The sequence below is a fragment of the Pseudomonas sp. TH34 genome (assembly GCF_016650865.1).
Taxonomy (GTDB): Bacteria; Pseudomonadota; Gammaproteobacteria; order Pseudomonadales; family Pseudomonadaceae; genus Aquipseudomonas; species Aquipseudomonas yamanorum.
In genome coordinates this window covers 132,717-148,476 of sequence record NZ_JAEKFB010000033.1, presented here as the reverse complement: position 1 = coordinate 148,476, position 15,760 = coordinate 132,717, and the positions used below count along the sequence as shown (strand labels likewise).

The following is a 15,760-nucleotide window of genomic DNA, read 5'->3' as shown; positions in this document are numbered from 1 at the left end:
ATGAAATTTGCAAAAATCGTTGCCATTGAATATGAGCTGCCTAGCCACTCGTTAAGTAACGAAGACTTGGCGCGGGAATTTCCAGAATGGGATGTTCCCAAAATATTCGGAAAGACTGGGATTAATAACCGTCGAATAGTTGCTGCGGACGAGTGCGCGTCTGATTTAGCTTTTCGTGCTTGTGAAAAGATTTTTGATTCTGGCGTTATTGGCCGGTCAGACGTCGATTGCTTGATATTATGCACGCAAAGCCCGGACTATGTTTTACCCGCAACCGCCTGCATTCTGCAACATCGATTGAGCCTACCTACTTCATGTGCCGCTTTTGACTACAACCAAGGCTGTTCAGGCTTTATCTATGGTTTAGGTTTGGCGAAGGGGCTTATAGAGACGGGGCAGGTCAAGAATGTATTGCTGGTTACTGCTGAAACCTACAGTAAGTATATTCACCCAGGTGACAAGAGCGTGCGTACGCTTTTCGGCGACGCGGCGGCGGCAACGCTAATCCGTGCAGCCGATGAGACTGTGGCGCTTGATCGCTTCCGTTATGGAACCGACGGTTCTGGCGCGGAGAGCTTGATTGTTCCGGTGGGAGGCTCGAGATTTCCGGCAACGTTGAATCTTGACTTGGAAGCACGTCAGGATGAAAGCGGTAACATCCGGACCGACGCGAATCTTTACATGAATGGTCCGGCAATCCTGGAGTTTTCCCTGAAGCGTGTTCCAGAGTTGTTCGAGTCCATATTTGATGAAGACTTCACAATGGACATGGTCGATCATTTTGTGTTTCACCAAGCCAATAAGTTTATGCTTGATGCGCTAAAACGAAGACTGAAGCTGCCTGAAGATAAATTCGTCAGGGAGTTTGAGCATTGCGGTAATACGGTGTCCTCCACGATACCTATTGCGCTGAAGGAGTCCCTCAAGAAGGGCAATATTAAAGCAGGCGACAGGGTCGCTTGTGTCGGATTTGGCGTTGGCCTTTCCTGGGCGGCATGCACTGCCCGCCTTTGACTCTTGTGTGCTAGACGCGTTGCGATCTTAATTTTATAGGTATTGGTTATGCTGAATTCTCCATTCGCTCCTTGGCCGTCATTTACAATTGAAGAGGCAGATGCCGTTCGAGACGTGGTTCTCTCGAACAAGGTTAACTACTGGACAGGCCCAGAATGTCGAGAATTTGAAAAGGAATTCGCGGCTTTTACCGATACCAAATATGCCGTTGCGCTTGCAAACGGCACCGTGGCCTTGGATTTGGCATTGAAGGCATTGGGAATTGGAGCGGGTGATGAGGTCATCGTTACCTCCCGCACATTTCTTGCCTCTGTCTCAAGTATTGTCAATTCGGGTGCGACCCCGGTTTTTGCCGATGTTGACTTGAATTCACAGAATATCACTGCTGACACCATCAGTAAGGTCGTTACTCCTAAAACACGGGGTATTATCTGCGTCCATTTGGCAGGATGGTCCTGCGATATGGACGAAATAATGGAGTTGGCACGTATCCATGATTTGAAAGTCATTGAAGATTGTGCTCAAGCCCATGGCGCGCTTTACAAAGGGCGACCTGTTGGATCTATTGGGCATATTGGTGCTTGGTCATTCTGCCAGGACAAAATAATGACCACCGGCGGTGAGGGCGGTATGGTCACTACCAATGATTATGAGCTATGGGCCCGCATGTGGGCTTACAAAGATCATGGGAAGAGTTGGGAAGCCGTTTATCAGCGTGAGCATGCTCCTGGTTTTCGCTGGCTGCATGAGAGCTTTGGCACCAATTGGCGCATGTTGGAGATGCAAGCCGTCATCGGAAGAATTCAGCTTCGAAAAATGGCCCAGTGGCAGGCTACCCGACAGGTGAACGCGGAACGTATCTGGGCTTGTGCTGAAAAGTTGCCTGCGCTGAGGGTCCCAGCAGTCCCGACTGAAAGTCGACACGCTGCCTATAAGTGCTATGTCTTTGTACGTCCGGAACTTCTCAGTGAAGAGTGGTCCCGTGATCGTATTCTTGCTGAGATAAACTCTCGTGGTGTGCCAGCTTTCTCAGGCTCTTGCTCTGAGGTGTATCTTGAAAAAGCATTTGATAATACAGGCTGGCGCCCGGAGATTCGTCTGCCAAACGCACAGGTTCTGGGTGAGACCAGTTTAATGTTTTTGGTTCATCCGACATTAACCGCAGAACAGATCGATTTGACTTGCCAAGTATTAGCCAACGTCCTGAGTGAGGCGACCGCTACAGTATGAGCGTCCTGAGGAAAAATGGATTTGAGCAAGTGATGATTGACCGGTTCAGGAGCGACAGAGGTTGAAAGGGGTTATGGATAAGGTTCGTACACATTTGTTAAGCCTTTCGCGTCGTCAGAAACGCGTTCTGCAGGTTATCGCGGATATTACCCTTGTGTGGGTCGCGTTGTGGATGGCCTTTGTCGTGCGTCTGGGCATTGATGAAATGATCAACCCGGTCAAAATGCATTTCTGGCTCTTCATTTGTGCGCCGGTTGTTGCTATTCCCTTATTTATACGCTTTGGCATGTATCGCGCGGTAATGCGATATTTTGGTAACGATGCATTAATTGCTATTGTCAAAGCAGTCAGCCTGTCGTCGTTGATTCTGGCGTTTGTAGTTTACTGGTACAGTAATCATGAGAACGTTGTACCCCGTTCTATCATCTTCAACTACTGGTGGTTGAGTTTGATAATGATTGGGGGAATGCGTCTCGGGATGCGTCAATATTTCCTTGGCGACTGGTTTGCCGCAGTACAGCATGTGCCGTTCACCAGTCGCCAGGATGGATTGTCTAAAGTTGCCATTTATGGGGCTGGGGCTGCTGGTAACCAATTGGTCGCTGCGTTGAGAATGGGTCGAGTGATGCGGCCCGTGGCTTTTATTGATGATGACAGCAGTATTGCTGACCGCGTCATTTCAGGTTTGCAGGTGTTTAAGCCCAAACACATTCAGCAGATGATCGATGTGACCGGGGCTCAAGAAGTTCTCCTCGCAATACCGTCGTCCTCCAGGGGCCGCCGCCGTGAAATCCTTGGTCTGCTCGAAGGCTTTCCTCTGCATGTTCGAAGCGTTCCCGGCTTCATGGATCTGGCAAGCGGTCGGGTGAAGGTTGATGATATTCAAGAAGTGGATATCGGTGATTTGCTCGGCCGTGACTCTGTACCGGCTCAGGCGGAGTTGCTGGAGCGCTGTATCAGGGAGCAAAGTGTATTGGTAACGGGGGCAGGTGGTTCTATCGGCTCCGAATTGTGCCGGCAAATTCTCGATTTGCGCCCTACGGTCCTTCTGCTGTTCGAACACAGTGAATTTAATCTTTACAGTATTATGTCAGAACTGGAACTGCGAATTAATCGTGAGTCGCTGCCGGTCCGGTTGCTTCCTATTCTGGGCTCGGTACGCAACCAGGATAAGTTGCTGGATATCATGAAAACCTGGCATGTCAATACCGTGTATCATGCGGCGGCCTACAAGCATGTGCCCATGGTGGAGCACAATATTGCCGAGGGTGTATTAAATAACGTTATTGGTACCCTTAATACTGCCCAGGCAGCGTTGCAGGCGGGTGTTCAGAATTTCGTATTAATCTCCACGGATAAGGCTGTACGACCTACCAATGTAATGGGTAGCACTAAGCGGTTGGCCGAGTTGACGTTGCAAGCACTAAGTCGCGAGTCGGCTCCCGTGTTATTCAATGACAAGTTTAATGTTTCTCATGTGAACAAAACACGCTTTACGATGGTTCGCTTCGGAAATGTACTAGGCTCTTCAGGATCGGTCATTCCGCTGTTTCATAAGCAGATTAAGTCAGGCGGCCCATTAACTGTTACCCATCCGAAAATCACTCGTTACTTTATGACTATTCCTGAAGCCGCTCAGTTGGTTATACAGGCGGGGTCAATGGGGTTGGGGGAGATGTTTTTGTATTGGATATGGGGGAACCTGTCAGAATCGTCGAGTTGGCCGAGAAAATGATTCACCTGTCCGGGTTGAGTGTTCGGTCTGAAAAAAATCCCCATGGTGACATTGCTATTGAATTTACTGGGCTCCGACCTGGTGAAAAGTTATACGAAGAATTGTTGATAGGCGACAATGTGGTTGCGACACAGCACCCGATGATCATGAGTGCTAATGAGGACTTTATATCCTGGGATACGCTCAGGTTGAAGTTGACCGACCTCCTATCTGCTGTTGATGAAGACGATTACGGCCGAGTTCGTCAACTGCTGCGCGATACGGTTAGCGGTTATGCACCGGATGGTGAGATTGTTGATTGGATTTATCAGCAGCGTCGTCTTGAACCCTGATCTGACAATCTATACAAAGGCCATCTAGTGATCGGCCTTTGTATAATTTACGTAGCGTTTAATACTAAATTAATCAGGTGTGTGGTGTTGTCGTACTATTCCCTGGTGTCAAAGAGTTTTAATAACTCTTGCAGGAATGCCGGCCGCGACAGAGTAGGAGGGTATATCTTTTGTTACGACAGCCCCGGCACCTATGACAGAGCCTTTTCCTATAGTCACACCTTTCAGTATCGCCACTTTTTCACCGATCCAAACATCATCTTCGATGACGACAGGAGCATATACGAGTTTTCTTTGGTTGGGGTGTTTTAGAAGTTCTTCTTTGGTTATTTCCCCATGGTCATGATCAGTTATATAGACTTGGCTTGCTATTAATACGTTGTGACCAATGTTTATCGAGTGAAGTGCTGCAATATGGCAGGCGTCGTTGATTTCAACGTGGTTGCCTATGGTCAACGTTATTTTACCCTCATTATGATTGGCTGCTTCTATCCGACAATACTGTCCGGTTGTAAATCCACGTCCAATTGACATGTTTCCCCAACCTCTTATTCGGGTTGGTTGTCTGATAATTCGTGCAGGGCGATAGAATATTTTTGTCGTTGTAAAAGACCAGGCTAGCCTGAAGAAATCAAGCATTGAATACTTTGATCTCATGCTGGGTTCCATGGAACTCTCCATTTCCAATTTTTATGAATTTTATGTTGTATAAGTGGGGCGCGTGATTATACCCAAAGAAAGGCGCGGGAGAAAGGGGGAGTAGAAACTGGGGATTCTCCAATGAGATATTGGGGCGCGCGCGGTTAATAATTTTTTAAGTGGTGTTGTAAAGGTTTTTTATGGTTTTTATTCGGTATACACGTGTTTAATCAAGTCGGTAGCTGAGTCGAAGTAAATTCGTAAACTCGAGTGCGTCTGCGTTTTTGATTGTTGTGAATGATATTTTTGTTGCTTCTAATGAGTGCTGAGATTGGTTTAGCGATCACTACTACATGCTGATACTGGCGATACAATGCCGCTTTCGTAGCTTACACTTTGTAACGTCGCCATTTTTGACTAATGCTACATATCACCTAAGTTTGAAAAGCAGCTTCGGAAAAGCTGCTTTTCCCTTATCGATGTCATGGAGCGTCACCAATGCATAAAGCGTATCTCTCGTCCCTCGTCTTCGCCTTCCTCACCAGCCTCTCGCTAGCCACCACGGCCGCACCCGCCCCCAAACCCGAGACCCCAACCCCCATCGCCGCCCAAATGACCAAGGTCGACCAAACCACCAAAGTCAGCCTCAACTCCGCTGACGCTGAAACTCTGCGCCGTGATCTATTCGGCATTGGCGCCGCCAAAGCGAAGGCTATCATCGCCTACCGCGAAACCAACGGCCCCTTCACGGCGATAGATGAGTTACTGGAAGTAAAGGGAATCGGCAAGGCGCTTCTGGAAAAGAACCGCGACAGGCTTGAGGTGAAATAAGAACCTGAAAACAGCCGAGGAGGCCGGTCATCGACCGGCTTTCTTTTGTTCAACAACCTCCGCCTTCAAGCTCCCCCGCACCACATCAAGAATCCGTGTCGCCAACTCGGCACTCTCCACGCTTCTTGCCAGCACCAACGCCCCCACCAGCGTCGACATCAGCACCAGGCTCTGCTCCCCGGCATTCGGGTTGCCAAGCGCCGTTTCAACCTGTTTGAGTCGAGCATTGAGGACTTCATCGGTGGTGCGGCTGTTCTGCCCACGCAACCCCATCTCCGATGACATCGTCGTCAGCGGGCAGCCTTGATCCGGAGAGGTCTGGTGCCATTCAGACAGATAGCTGTCGATAAACGCTTCCAGCGGCCGTTCCTGGCTGAATAGCATTGCGCAATGCGCATCCAGCTCTGTCGCCGCCGCCTGTAACGCCTTCTCTACCAACTCATCCTTGGACTTGAAGTGCGCATAAAACCCGCCATGCGTCAGGTTCAGCGCTTTCATCAGTGGCTGCAAACCGGTCGCACCGATGCCGTCACGGCGAAAGCGTACCGAGGCTTCCTTGATGATGCGCTGGTGGGTTTGAGCTTTGTGGTCTTGTGAATAGCGCATAGGACGGCCTCCGAAACATCAGGCCATATTAACCAAGCTTGGCTGGGCATACGCGGGTGTTTACAAAATTGTGCGGCTCAACGGGGAGCCGCTTCAGCCTCAGCGATCCTGGGCATCCTTGGAGTCCGCCTGGGCATTTCGCTCTGCCACGCGCTGGCGTTGTTCATCGGTCAATTCAACCTTGTTGGCGCTGTCTCGCAGCATCAACAAACCACCGACGATCGAACCGATCGCGACCACTAATATCAACCAGGCATACCACGGCATAGGGCTCTCCTTGAGGCAGCAAACCGTGGGAAAATTTCCCACGGTAATGACTGCTTTGAGTAACGGGCTTTCTTAGTAGTTCATTGTAGGCCCGTTCTGCCCCGGTAACCTTAAAGCCCGGTCAACATCGCATCCGCCGGCGCATCGGCGCGGTCTTGCGCGGTCAGTTGGAAGTACACAAACCCCACGACCATGAAGCCCAGGAAGATCAGCCCTATCAGCGCGTTGAACCACGCCATCGCCACCAGGCACACCACGGCCAGTACCAGCGCGATCCCCGGTACGATGGGATAACCCGGTGCGCGGAAGGTGCGTTCCAGCAGCGGTTCGGTCTTACGCAGTTTGAACAGGCTGAGCATGCTCATGATGTACATGACGATGGCGCCGAACACGGCCATGGTGATCATTGCTGCGGTCAGGGTCATGCCACCCAGGTTAATCAGTCCGTCGCTGTAGATGGCCGCGATACCGACGATGCCACCGGCGATGATTGCCCGGTGCGGCGTCTGAAAGCGCGACAGTTTGGCCAGGAAAGCGGGCAGGTAGCCCGCGCGCGCCAGGGCGAAGAATTGGCGGGAGTAACCGAGGATGATCCCGTGGAAGCTGGCCACCAGGCCGAACAGGCCGATCCACACGAGCATGTGCAGCCAGCCTGAGCTGTCGCCGACCACGGTTTTCATTGCCTGGGGCAGCGGGTCGTTGATGTTCGACAGGGTGCGCCAATCGCCGACGCCGCCGGCAAAGAACATCACGCCCATCGCCAGGATTACCAAGGTGAGGATGCCGCTGATGTAGGCCTTTGGAATGGTGCGCTTGGGATCTTTCGCTTCTTCGGCCGCCATGGCGGCGCCTTCGATGGCGAGGAAGAACCAGATGGCAAAGGGAATCGCCGCGAACATCCCGGCAATCGCCGGCGCGCCGAAGGTGTCGGAACCGGCCCAGCCATTCAGGGCGAAGTTGCTGAAGCTGAACGCGGGCGCGACTACGCCCATGAACACCAGCAGTTCGGCGACGGCGAGCACGCATACGACCAGTTCAAAGGTCGCCGCCAGCTTCACGCCAAGGATGTTCAGGCCCATGAATACAATGTAGGCCCCGACGGCCGCGTGTTTCGGGTCGAGGGCCGGGAACTGCACATTCAGGTAGGCGCCGATGGCCAAGGCGATAGCGGGCGGGGCGAACACGAATTCAATCAGCGTTGCCAGCCCGGCAATCAATCCGCCTTTCTCACCAAATGCCCGGCGGCTGTAGGCAAAGGGGCCGCCAGCGTGAGGAATCGCGGTAGTCAGTTCGGTGAAGCTGAATATAAAGCAGGTGTACATGGCGGCGACCATCAATGAGGTCACCAGGAAGCCCAGTGTTCCTGCCACGCCCCAGCCATAGCTCCAGCCGAAATACTCCCCGGAAATCACCAGTCCGACGGCGATGCCCCACAAATGCAGGGTGCCCAAGGTGGGTTTGAGTTGTGTGTTCATCGTGTAGCGCTCCCTGAACGGTTTGGAATGTTTCAGGGCATTGCAGCGGACATGCCATTCATCAATGCCATGTCGTAAAGGCGCCGAACTGTCGCCGAGGGGACGGTTTGGCGTTTGAATCATTTCAAGCGCTGCACCAGATGAGGGCGTTGGTGTCTGGTCTGACGCTATCGCGGGCAAGCCCGGCTCCCACATTTGAAGTGCATACCCCCTGTAAACCCCGCATAAACCCACTCTTTACGCCGTCTTTACGCCCCACCCATACCGTCGCTCTCGTTCCTTTACGCCACTCCTGCGGACAATCCTCCTACACGCGGCAGTCGCCGCACGACGGAGAAACTTCCATGAGCGTTCTGGACGGGGTGTCACTGCTGTTGGCTGTGGCGCTGTTCATTTATCTGCTGGTTGCGCTGTTACGCGCGGATCGGAACTAGGAGCAGGCTATGCACAGTTATGACTATTGGCTGATCATCGCCTTCTTTGCCTTGGTGCTGATTCCGGCACCGGCCCTGGGGCGGTTCTACTACAAGGTAATGGAAGGGCAGCGAACCTGGCTCACGCCGGTGTTCGGTCCGGTCGAGCGCGTTTGCTATCGCCTCTCGGGTGTCGATGCAGATCAGGAACAGAGCTGGCAGAAATATGCGCTGGCGTTGCTGGCGTTCAACCTGGCCGGTTTCGTGCTGCTGTTCGCGATCCTGCTGTTCCAGGACTATCTGCCGCTGAACCCGCAGAAATTGCCGGGTCAGGAATGGACCCTGGCGTTCAACACCGCCATCAGTTTCATGACCAACACCAACTGGCAGAACTACAGTGGTGAAGCGTCCCTGAGCTACCTCAGCCAGATGGCTGGCCTCACCGTACAGAACTTCGTCAGTGCGGCCACCGGTCTCGCCGTCCTGGTCGCGTTGTGCCGTGGGATCGGTCGCAAATCCACCAAGACCTTGGGCAACTTCTGGGTCGACATGACCCGCGCCACCCTCTACGGCCTGTTGCCGTTGTGCCTGGTGCTCGCGTTTTTCCTGGTGTGGCAGGGTGTGCCACAAACCTTCGCTCATTATGTGAACGCTGTGACCCTGCAGGGCGTTGACCAGGTGATCCCACTGGGCCCGGCCGCCAGCCAGATTGCGATCAAGCAATTGGGCACCAACGGAGGTGGCTTCTTCGGTGTCAACTCGGCGCATCCATTTGAAGACCCGACCGCCTGGGCCAACCTGTTTGAGCTGGGCGCAATCATCCTGATCCCGGTCGCGCTGGTGTTCACCTTTGGCCACTACGTGAAAGACCTGCGTCAGAGCCGGGCGATCCTCGGTTGCATGCTGGCCTTGTTCATCATCGGTGGTGCGACTGCGATGTGGGCCGAGTACCAGCCCAACCCGGCGCTGAACAACCCGGCGGTTGAACAGGCCGCGCCGCAGGAAGGTAAAGAAGCGCGCTTCGGCACCACCGGTACCGTGTTGTGGTCGGTGGCCACCACCGCCGCGTCCAACGGTTCGGTCAACGGCATGCAAGACAGCCTCAATCCCCTGAGCGGGATGGTCTCGCTGGTCAACATGATGGTCGGCGAGGTGATCTTCGGCGGCGTCGGTGCCGGCATGTACGGCATGTTGCTTAACGTGTTGATCGCGGTGTTCCTCGCCGGCTTGATGATTGGCCGTACACCGGAATACCTCGGCAAGAAACTCCAGGCCAAGGAAGTGCAATTGCTGGTCGTGACCTTGCTGGTGATGCCGGTCGGCACCCTGGTGCTGGGTGCCATCGCCGCCAGTCTGCCTGGCCCGGCCGGTGCCATCAGTAACCCTGGCCCCCACGGTTTCAGCCAGTTGCTGTACGCCTACACCTCGGCCAGTGCCAACAACGGTTCGGCGTTCGGCGGCTTCAGTGCCAACACCACGTTCCACAACCTGATGTTGAGCCTGTCGATGTTGCTGGGTCGCTTCGGCTACATCCTCCCGGTACTGGCCCTGGCCGGCAGCCTGGCGATGAAGAAGACCGCACCGATTGGCCAGAACAGCTTCCCGACCCACGGCCCGCTGTTCGTGACCCTGTTGACCGTGACCATTTTGCTGGTGGGCGGCCTGACCTTCCTGCCGACGCTGGCACTTGGGCCTATCGCTGAACACTTGAGCATGGGCTTCTAAGGGGATATGAAAATGAATATGCCTGCAAAAAACGCGGCTCCGGTGAAAACCCAGGAGCCGGCCAAGACCGCAATGTCGGCCCTGTGGCGCCCGGCGCTGGTCCAGGCGTTCGTCAAGCTGAACCCGCGCCAGCTGCAACGTTCGCCGGTGATGCTGGTGGTCGAACTGACCGCGATCCTCACCACCATCCTGTGCTTCGTGCCGGATGTTGCCGTACCGACCTACGTCGCCGTGCAAATCGCCGTGTGGCTTTGGTTCACCGTGCTGTTCGCCAACTTCGCCGAAGCCTTGGCTGAAGGTCGCGGCAAAGCCCGTGCCGACAGCCTCAAGGCGGGCAGCGAGGGCCTCAGCGCCCGCCGCAAGGAAACCGACGGCAGCTTCAAAGTCGTGCCGGCCACCAGCTTGCGTAAAGGCGATGTGGTACGTGTGGTCGCCGGGGAAATGATCCCGGGTGACGGCGAAGTCATCGAAGGTATTGCCGCGGTCAACGAAGCGGCCATCACCGGTGAATCGGCCCCGGTCATCCGTGAATCCGGCGGCGACCGCTCGGCCGTCACCGGCAACACCCGCCTGGTCTCGGACTGGTTGATGATCCGCATCACCGCCAACCCGGGTGAGTCGACCCTGGACCGCATGATTGCCCTGGTGGAAGGCGCCAAACGCCAGAAAACCCCCAACGAAATCGCGTTGGATATCCTGCTGATCGGCCTGACGCTGATCTTCCTGCTGGTGGTGGTGACCCTGCAGCCGTTCGCCCACTTCGCCAATGGCAACCTGCCGCTGGTGTTCCTGGTGGCGCTGTTGGTCACGCTGATTCCGACCACCATCGGCGGCCTGTTGTCGGCCATCGGTATTGCCGGTATGGACCGCCTGGTGCGCCTCAACGTGATCGCCAAATCCGGTCGCGCGGTGGAAGCGGCGGGGGACGTGCACGTACTGCTGCTGGACAAGACCGGCACCATCACCTTTGGTAACCGTCGCTGCACCAACGTGATCGCCGCGCCCGGTGTCAGCGGCAAGGAACTGGCCGAAGGCGCGCTGCTGGCGTCCCTGGCGGACGACACGGCCGAGGGTAAATCCATCGTCGAATACCTGCGTGGCCTGCACCCGCAAGCCGAGCCGTCGACGGATGAGTTGACCTCGGTACCGTTCAGCGCCGAAACCCGCTTGTCCGGCGTCGACTACCAGGGCCGTGTGTTCCGCAAAGGCGCCGTGGATTCGCTGCTGGCCTTTATCGGCCTGCAACGCCGCGACCTGCAACCGGCGCTCTCCCGGGAAATCGACAAGATCGCCCAGAGCGGCGGCACGCCTTTGCTGGTGTGTGCCGACGGCAAATTGCTCGGCGCCATTCACCTCAAGGACGTGGTCAAGCCAGGCATTCGTGAACGTTTCGCCGAGTTGCGCAAGCTGGGGATCCGCACCGTGATGGTGACTGGCGATAACCCGCTGACCGCCGCCGCGATTGCCGCTGAAGCCGGCGTGGATGACGTGCTCGCCGAAGCCACGCCGGAGAAAAAGCTGGCGCGTATTCGTCACGAACAGAACGACGGCCGCCTGGTTGCGATGTGCGGCGACGGCGCCAACGACGCCCCGGCGCTGGCCCAGGCTGACGTCGGCATGGCAATGAACGACGGCACTCAAGCTGCCCGTGAAGCGGCCAACATGGTCGACCTCGACAGCGACCCGACCAAGCTGCTGGACGTGGTGCAGATCGGCAAGGAATTGCTGGTGACCCGCGGTGCGCTGACGACGTTCTCTATTGCCAACGACGTGGCCAAGTACTTCGCGATCCTGCCGGCGCTGTTCGCCTCGATCTACCCGCAACTGGGTGTGCTCAACGTGATGCACCTGCAAAGCCCGCAGAGCGCGATCCTCTCGGCCATCGTGTTTAACGCCCTGATCATCGTGGTGCTGATTCCCCTGGCACTGCGCGGTGTACGTGTGCAGGCGGCGAGTGCGGCGGCGTTGCTGCGCCGCAACCTGCTGATCTACGGCCTGGGCGGGATTGTGGTGCCGTTTGTGGGCATCAAGGCGATCGACATGCTGTTGACCGCGCTGCACCTGGTTTGACCCGATGCCTGCAGGCGCCGGCAAACCGGTGCCTGCAGGTTGCAATAACCGAATCGAGGAATTTGAAATGTCCAACATAATCCGCCCGGCCCTGAGCCTGCTGGTGTTGATGACCCTGATCACCGGCGTGGCCTATCCCCTGGTTGTCACTGGCGTGGCACAAGTCGCGTTCCCTGACCAAGCCAACGGCAGCCTGGTACACGATGCCAGCGGCAAGGTTCGCGGTTCGAGCCTGATCGCCCAGGATTTCACCGGTGACGGCTGGTTCCACCCGCGACCATCTGCCGGTGCGTTTGCTACGGTTTCCAGCAGCGCCAGCAACCTCGGCCCAAGCAACCCAGCGCTGGCCACTCGTGTATTTGAAGATGCCAAGAAACTGCTGGTACCAGACCAGGGCCCGGTGCCGATGGCATTGCTGACTACCTCCGGCAGCGGTCTTGATCCACACTTGCCACCGCAGGCGATTGCCTATCAACTGGCCCGGGTAGCCGCCGCACGTAATCTGCCGGTGGCGACCCTGGAGCGCTTGATGGACGAGCACATCGAAAGCCCGTTGGTGGGGCCGCCGGTGGTGAACGTGCTGGCGTTGAATATGGCCCTGGAAAAACTGTAAGCCGTGGCGCCGCTTTCGCGAGCAAGCCCGCTCCCACATTCGACTGAGTTTCACCTTTGGAATGCGGTCAAATGTGGGAGCGGGCTTGCTCGCGAAGGCGGACTCAAGAAACCCACATCAACACCTGAAGGAAGACCGCCCGCATGAGCGACTCCGGCCGCGCCGATGCCCTGTTAGCCGATCTACCCCGGGACGGCCGTGGCCGGCTCAAAGTCTTCCTCGGCGCCGCGCCCGGCGTGGGCAAGACCTACGCCATGCTCCAGGCCGCTCACACCCAGCTGCGCCAGGGCGTGCGGCTGATCGCCGGCGTGGTGGAAACCCACGGCCGCGCCGAGACCGAAGCCTTGCTCAGCGGCCTGCCACAACAGCCGCTGCTGCGCTCCGAATACCGCGGCGTGATGCTGGAGGAAATGGACCTCGACGGCCTGCTCGCCGCCAAGCCCAAACTGGTGCTGGTGGACGAACTGGCCCACAGCAACGCCCCCGGCAGCCGCCACGAAAAGCGCTGGCAAGACATTCAGGAATTGCTCTCTGCCGGCATCAACGTATTCACCACAGTCAACGTCCAGCATCTGGAAAGCCTCAACGACCAGGTGCGCGGCATCACCGGAGTGCAAGTGCGCGAGACCTTGCCTGACTGGGTCTTGCAGGAAGCCGATGAGCTGCTGCTGATCGACCTGCCATCGCGCGAATTGCTGGAGCGTCTGCGTGACGGCAAGGTCTACGTGCCGGAACAGGCCCGTGCCGCCATCGATGCGTTCTTCACCCAGACCAACCTCATGGCCTTGCGCGAGCTGGCGATGCAAACCGCTGCGGCCCACGTCGACGATGACCTGGCCCAGGGTTATCGCCAGTTGGGCCAGGCGGCACCGGCTGTGCGTGGCCGGTTGCTGGTGGGTGTGGACGGCGATGCCCAGGCCGAACGCCTGGTGCGTCATGCCAGCCGTGTGGCCCAGCGTCGGCATTTGCCGTGGAGCCTGGTGCATGTGGATAACGGCCGGGTGCGGGATGAACAATCGCGCCTGCGCCTGCAAAACGCCCAGCAACTGGCCGAGCGTCTTGGTGGTGAAGTGGTGTTGCTACGGGCGGGGGAGGTGGCGAAGACACTGATCCAGCACGCCGCCGAGCGTCGTGCCAGCTTGATCCTGGTGGGGCAATCCCGGCCGCGTTGGCATCGCACCGTGTTTGGGGGTGGCTTGGCCTCACGCTTGCTGCGCAATGCCCGGGGCCTGGAAATCAACGTCCTCGACAGCGACGAAGTGCCGGCTCCGCCACGCCTGCCGGATGTGCGTGGGCTGGTGTGGTTTGACTATGCCCTGGCCGTGGTCGCGACGGTCATCGCCGCTGCCGTGGCGTGGGGAGTATCGAGCGTTCTACCGTTGCCCAATATCTCGCTGGTGTTCCTCGCGGCGGTATTGCTGGTGGCGGTGCGCAGCAGCCTGGGCCCGGCGCTGGCCACGGCGGCACTCTCGTTTTTGACCTATGACTTCCTGTTTATTCCGCCGAGCTTCTCCTTCGCTATCCAGCGTGAAGAAGACGTGCTGACGTTGTTGTTTTTCCTGCTGATGGCTGCGCTTACCGGCAATCTTGCGGCCCGCCAACGCCGTCAGTTGCAGGCGTTGCGCGACACCCAGGAAGAAACCAGCGAGCTGCTCGACCTGTCCCGCAAGCTCACCGCCGCTACCGATCGGCAGGCGGTGATCAGTGCCGCCGCGCATCATCTGGAAGGCTGGAGTGACCTGCAATTGTGCCTGCTCAACCGTGATGGTCAGGGCGACTGGAAGGTCGAGACAGGTGGCCCAATTACCTTTACCGAAGCCGAGCGCGCCGCCGCCGATTGGGCCTGGCAGCACGATCAACCGGCCGGCATGGGCACCGGCACCTTGCCGTTCGGGCGCTGGTGGTGGTGGCCGTTGTCCGGTGAAGAAGGCCCGTTGGGCCTGCTGGGTGTCAGCCCAAAACCTGGGCTCGAATTGAGCGGCCAACGCCGTCGTCTGCTCACCGCCTTGAGCCAGCCATTGGCCCAGGCCCTGGCCCGTGCGCAGCTCGGCCAGGAACTGGAAGCGGCACGTCTGCACGGCGAAACCGAGCAATTGCGCAGCGCCTTGCTGGCTTCCGTGTCTCACGATTTGCGCACACCGCTGACCTCCATGCGTGGCAGCATTGACAGCCTGCTGGCCCTCGGCGAGGCGATTCCCCTGGAAGACCGCCGGGAGTTGCTGGAAGGTACCCGTGATGAAGCCGAGCGCCTGGATCGCTATATCCAGAACCTGCTGGACATGACCCGCCTGGGCCACGGCGCCCTGAAGCTGGCGCGGGATTGGGTCTCGCCCGGCGACATCGTCGGCAGCTCCCTGGGCCGTTTGCGTGCGGTGCTGGCGCCGCTGCAAGTGACCACCGACGTGCCGCCCGAACTACCGTTGTTGTATGTGCATGCGGCCTTGATCGAGCAGGCGCTGGTCAACGTACTGGAAAACGCTGCACGCTTCTCACCGCCCCAAGGCCGCCTGCAACTCAGTGCTGGCGTGCAGGGTAATCAATTGTTCTTTGCCGTTGCCGATGAAGGTCCGGGTATTCCCGAGGCGGAGCGCGCGAAGATTTTCGACATGTTCTACACCGCCGCCCGCGGCGACCGGGGCGGGCAGGGTACCGGTCTCGGCCTGGCGATCTGCCAGGGCATGGTCGGTGCGCACGGCGGGCATATCAGCGTGGCAGACGGCATCGAAGGCCGCGGCACCTGCATTACTTTATTTCTGCCATTGCAGGCCCAGCCTGGCCTGGAAAGCGAACCTTGAGCTACCCTCTTTTTT

Annotated in this window: 12 protein-coding genes and 1 pseudogene; 9 read left to right on the top strand and 4 right to left on the bottom strand. The window is 57.2% G+C overall.

The genetic code is table 11. The features are described from left to right. The 3 genes and pseudogenes from JFU58_RS26195 to JFU58_RS26185 all read left to right on the top strand — a co-directional run bounded on the left by JFU58_RS26195 (position 1) and on the right by JFU58_RS26185 (position 4,311). On the top strand, positions 1-1,014 hold the full coding sequence (locus tag JFU58_RS26195; protein ID WP_201142717.1) for a ketoacyl-ACP synthase III: 1,014 nt from the start codon (positions 1-3) through the stop codon (positions 1,012-1,014). Between the two features lie 48 nt (positions 1,015-1,062). Continuing rightward, positions 1,063-2,244, top strand: coding sequence for a DegT/DnrJ/EryC1/StrS family aminotransferase (locus tag JFU58_RS26190; protein ID WP_201142716.1), 1,182 nt, complete (start codon positions 1,063-1,065; stop codon positions 2,242-2,244). Between the two features lie 73 nt (positions 2,245-2,317). Beyond that, a pseudogene (locus tag JFU58_RS26185) lies at positions 2,318-4,311 on the top strand (polysaccharide biosynthesis protein). Between the two features lie 108 nt (positions 4,312-4,419). Here the strand turns inward: JFU58_RS26185 and JFU58_RS32445 are convergent. Then, positions 4,420-4,980: a DapH/DapD/GlmU-related protein gene (locus tag JFU58_RS32445; protein ID WP_274610136.1), complete on the bottom strand. Its 561-nt coding sequence runs from the start codon at positions 4,978-4,980 to the stop codon at positions 4,420-4,422. 468 nt (positions 4,981-5,448) lie between these two features. Here JFU58_RS32445 and JFU58_RS26175 point away from each other — a divergent pair, with 468 nt between their 5' ends. Beyond that, on the top strand, positions 5,449-5,781 hold the full coding sequence (locus tag JFU58_RS26175; RefSeq protein ID WP_201142714.1) for a ComEA family DNA-binding protein: 333 nt from the start codon (positions 5,449-5,451) through the stop codon (positions 5,779-5,781). A 27-nt stretch (positions 5,782-5,808) separates the two neighbouring features. Here JFU58_RS26175 and JFU58_RS26170 read toward each other — a convergent pair whose 3' ends face one another. From JFU58_RS26170 to eat, 3 genes are all read right to left on the bottom strand, one after another. Next, positions 5,809-6,387, bottom strand: a complete 579-nt coding sequence (locus tag JFU58_RS26170) for a TetR/AcrR family transcriptional regulator (RefSeq protein ID WP_063032133.1) — start codon at positions 6,385-6,387, stop codon at positions 5,809-5,811. A gap of 99 nt (positions 6,388-6,486) precedes the next feature. After that, positions 6,487-6,654 carry a DUF2897 family protein gene (locus JFU58_RS26165; protein WP_088425709.1) on the bottom strand — a complete coding sequence of 56 codons (168 nt, stop codon included), beginning with the start codon at positions 6,652-6,654 and terminating at the stop codon, positions 6,487-6,489. A 110-nt stretch (positions 6,655-6,764) separates the two neighbouring features. Continuing rightward, positions 6,765-8,129, bottom strand: a complete 1,365-nt coding sequence (gene eat, locus JFU58_RS26160; protein WP_201142713.1) for an ethanolamine permease — start codon at positions 8,127-8,129, stop codon at positions 6,765-6,767. A 344-nt stretch (positions 8,130-8,473) separates the two neighbouring features. Here eat and kdpF point away from each other — a divergent pair, with 344 nt between their 5' ends. From kdpF to JFU58_RS26135, 5 genes are all read left to right on the top strand, one after another. Beyond that, a complete protein-coding gene (gene kdpF, locus JFU58_RS26155; protein ID WP_003218754.1) occupies positions 8,474-8,563 on the top strand; it encodes a K(+)-transporting ATPase subunit F in 90 nt (29 codons plus the stop codon). A gap of 9 nt (positions 8,564-8,572) precedes the next feature. After that, positions 8,573-10,267: a potassium-transporting ATPase subunit KdpA gene (kdpA, locus tag JFU58_RS26150; RefSeq protein WP_201142712.1), complete on the top strand. Its 1,695-nt coding sequence runs from the start codon at positions 8,573-8,575 to the stop codon at positions 10,265-10,267. Positions 10,268-10,279: 12 nt separating this feature from the next. After that, positions 10,280-12,337 (top strand): potassium-transporting ATPase subunit KdpB, encoded by a 2,058-nt coding sequence (kdpB, locus tag JFU58_RS26145; RefSeq protein WP_201142711.1) that lies wholly within the window; start codon positions 10,280-10,282, stop codon positions 12,335-12,337. 67 nt (positions 12,338-12,404) lie between these two features. Further along, on the top strand, positions 12,405-12,950 hold the full coding sequence (kdpC, locus tag JFU58_RS26140; RefSeq protein ID WP_201142710.1) for a potassium-transporting ATPase subunit KdpC: 546 nt from the start codon (positions 12,405-12,407) through the stop codon (positions 12,948-12,950). A 143-nt stretch (positions 12,951-13,093) separates the two neighbouring features. Then, positions 13,094-15,745, top strand: a complete 2,652-nt coding sequence (locus tag JFU58_RS26135) for a sensor histidine kinase (RefSeq protein ID WP_177026773.1) — start codon at positions 13,094-13,096, stop codon at positions 15,743-15,745. Positions 15,746-15,760 lie beyond the last annotated feature (15 nt).

Coding starts and splice junctions, on each gene's coding strand:
- JFU58_RS26190 (WP_201142716.1), top strand. CDS start 1,063: ATGCTGAATTCTCCATTCGCTCCTTGGCCGTCATTTACAATTGAAGAG.
- kdpB (WP_201142711.1), top strand. CDS start 10,280: ATGAATATGCCTGCAAAAAACGCGGCTCCGGTGAAAACCCAGGAGCCG.
- JFU58_RS26195 (WP_201142717.1), top strand. CDS start 1: ATGAAATTTGCAAAAATCGTTGCCATTGAATATGAGCTGCCTAGCCAC.
- eat (WP_201142713.1), bottom strand. CDS start 8,129: ATGAACACACAACTCAAACCCACCTTGGGCACCCTGCATTTGTGGGGC.
- kdpF (WP_003218754.1), top strand. CDS start 8,474: ATGAGCGTTCTGGACGGGGTGTCACTGCTGTTGGCTGTGGCGCTGTTC.
- kdpA (WP_201142712.1), top strand. CDS start 8,573: ATGCACAGTTATGACTATTGGCTGATCATCGCCTTCTTTGCCTTGGTG.
- kdpC (WP_201142710.1), top strand. CDS start 12,405: ATGTCCAACATAATCCGCCCGGCCCTGAGCCTGCTGGTGTTGATGACC.
- JFU58_RS26170 (WP_063032133.1), bottom strand. CDS start 6,387: ATGCGCTATTCACAAGACCACAAAGCTCAAACCCACCAGCGCATCATC.
- JFU58_RS26135 (WP_177026773.1), top strand. CDS start 13,094: ATGAGCGACTCCGGCCGCGCCGATGCCCTGTTAGCCGATCTACCCCGG.
- JFU58_RS26175 (WP_201142714.1), top strand. CDS start 5,449: ATGCATAAAGCGTATCTCTCGTCCCTCGTCTTCGCCTTCCTCACCAGC.
- JFU58_RS26165 (WP_088425709.1), bottom strand. CDS start 6,654: ATGCCGTGGTATGCCTGGTTGATATTAGTGGTCGCGATCGGTTCGATC.
- JFU58_RS32445 (WP_274610136.1), bottom strand. CDS start 4,980: ATGGAACCCAGCATGAGATCAAAGTATTCAATGCTTGATTTCTTCAGG.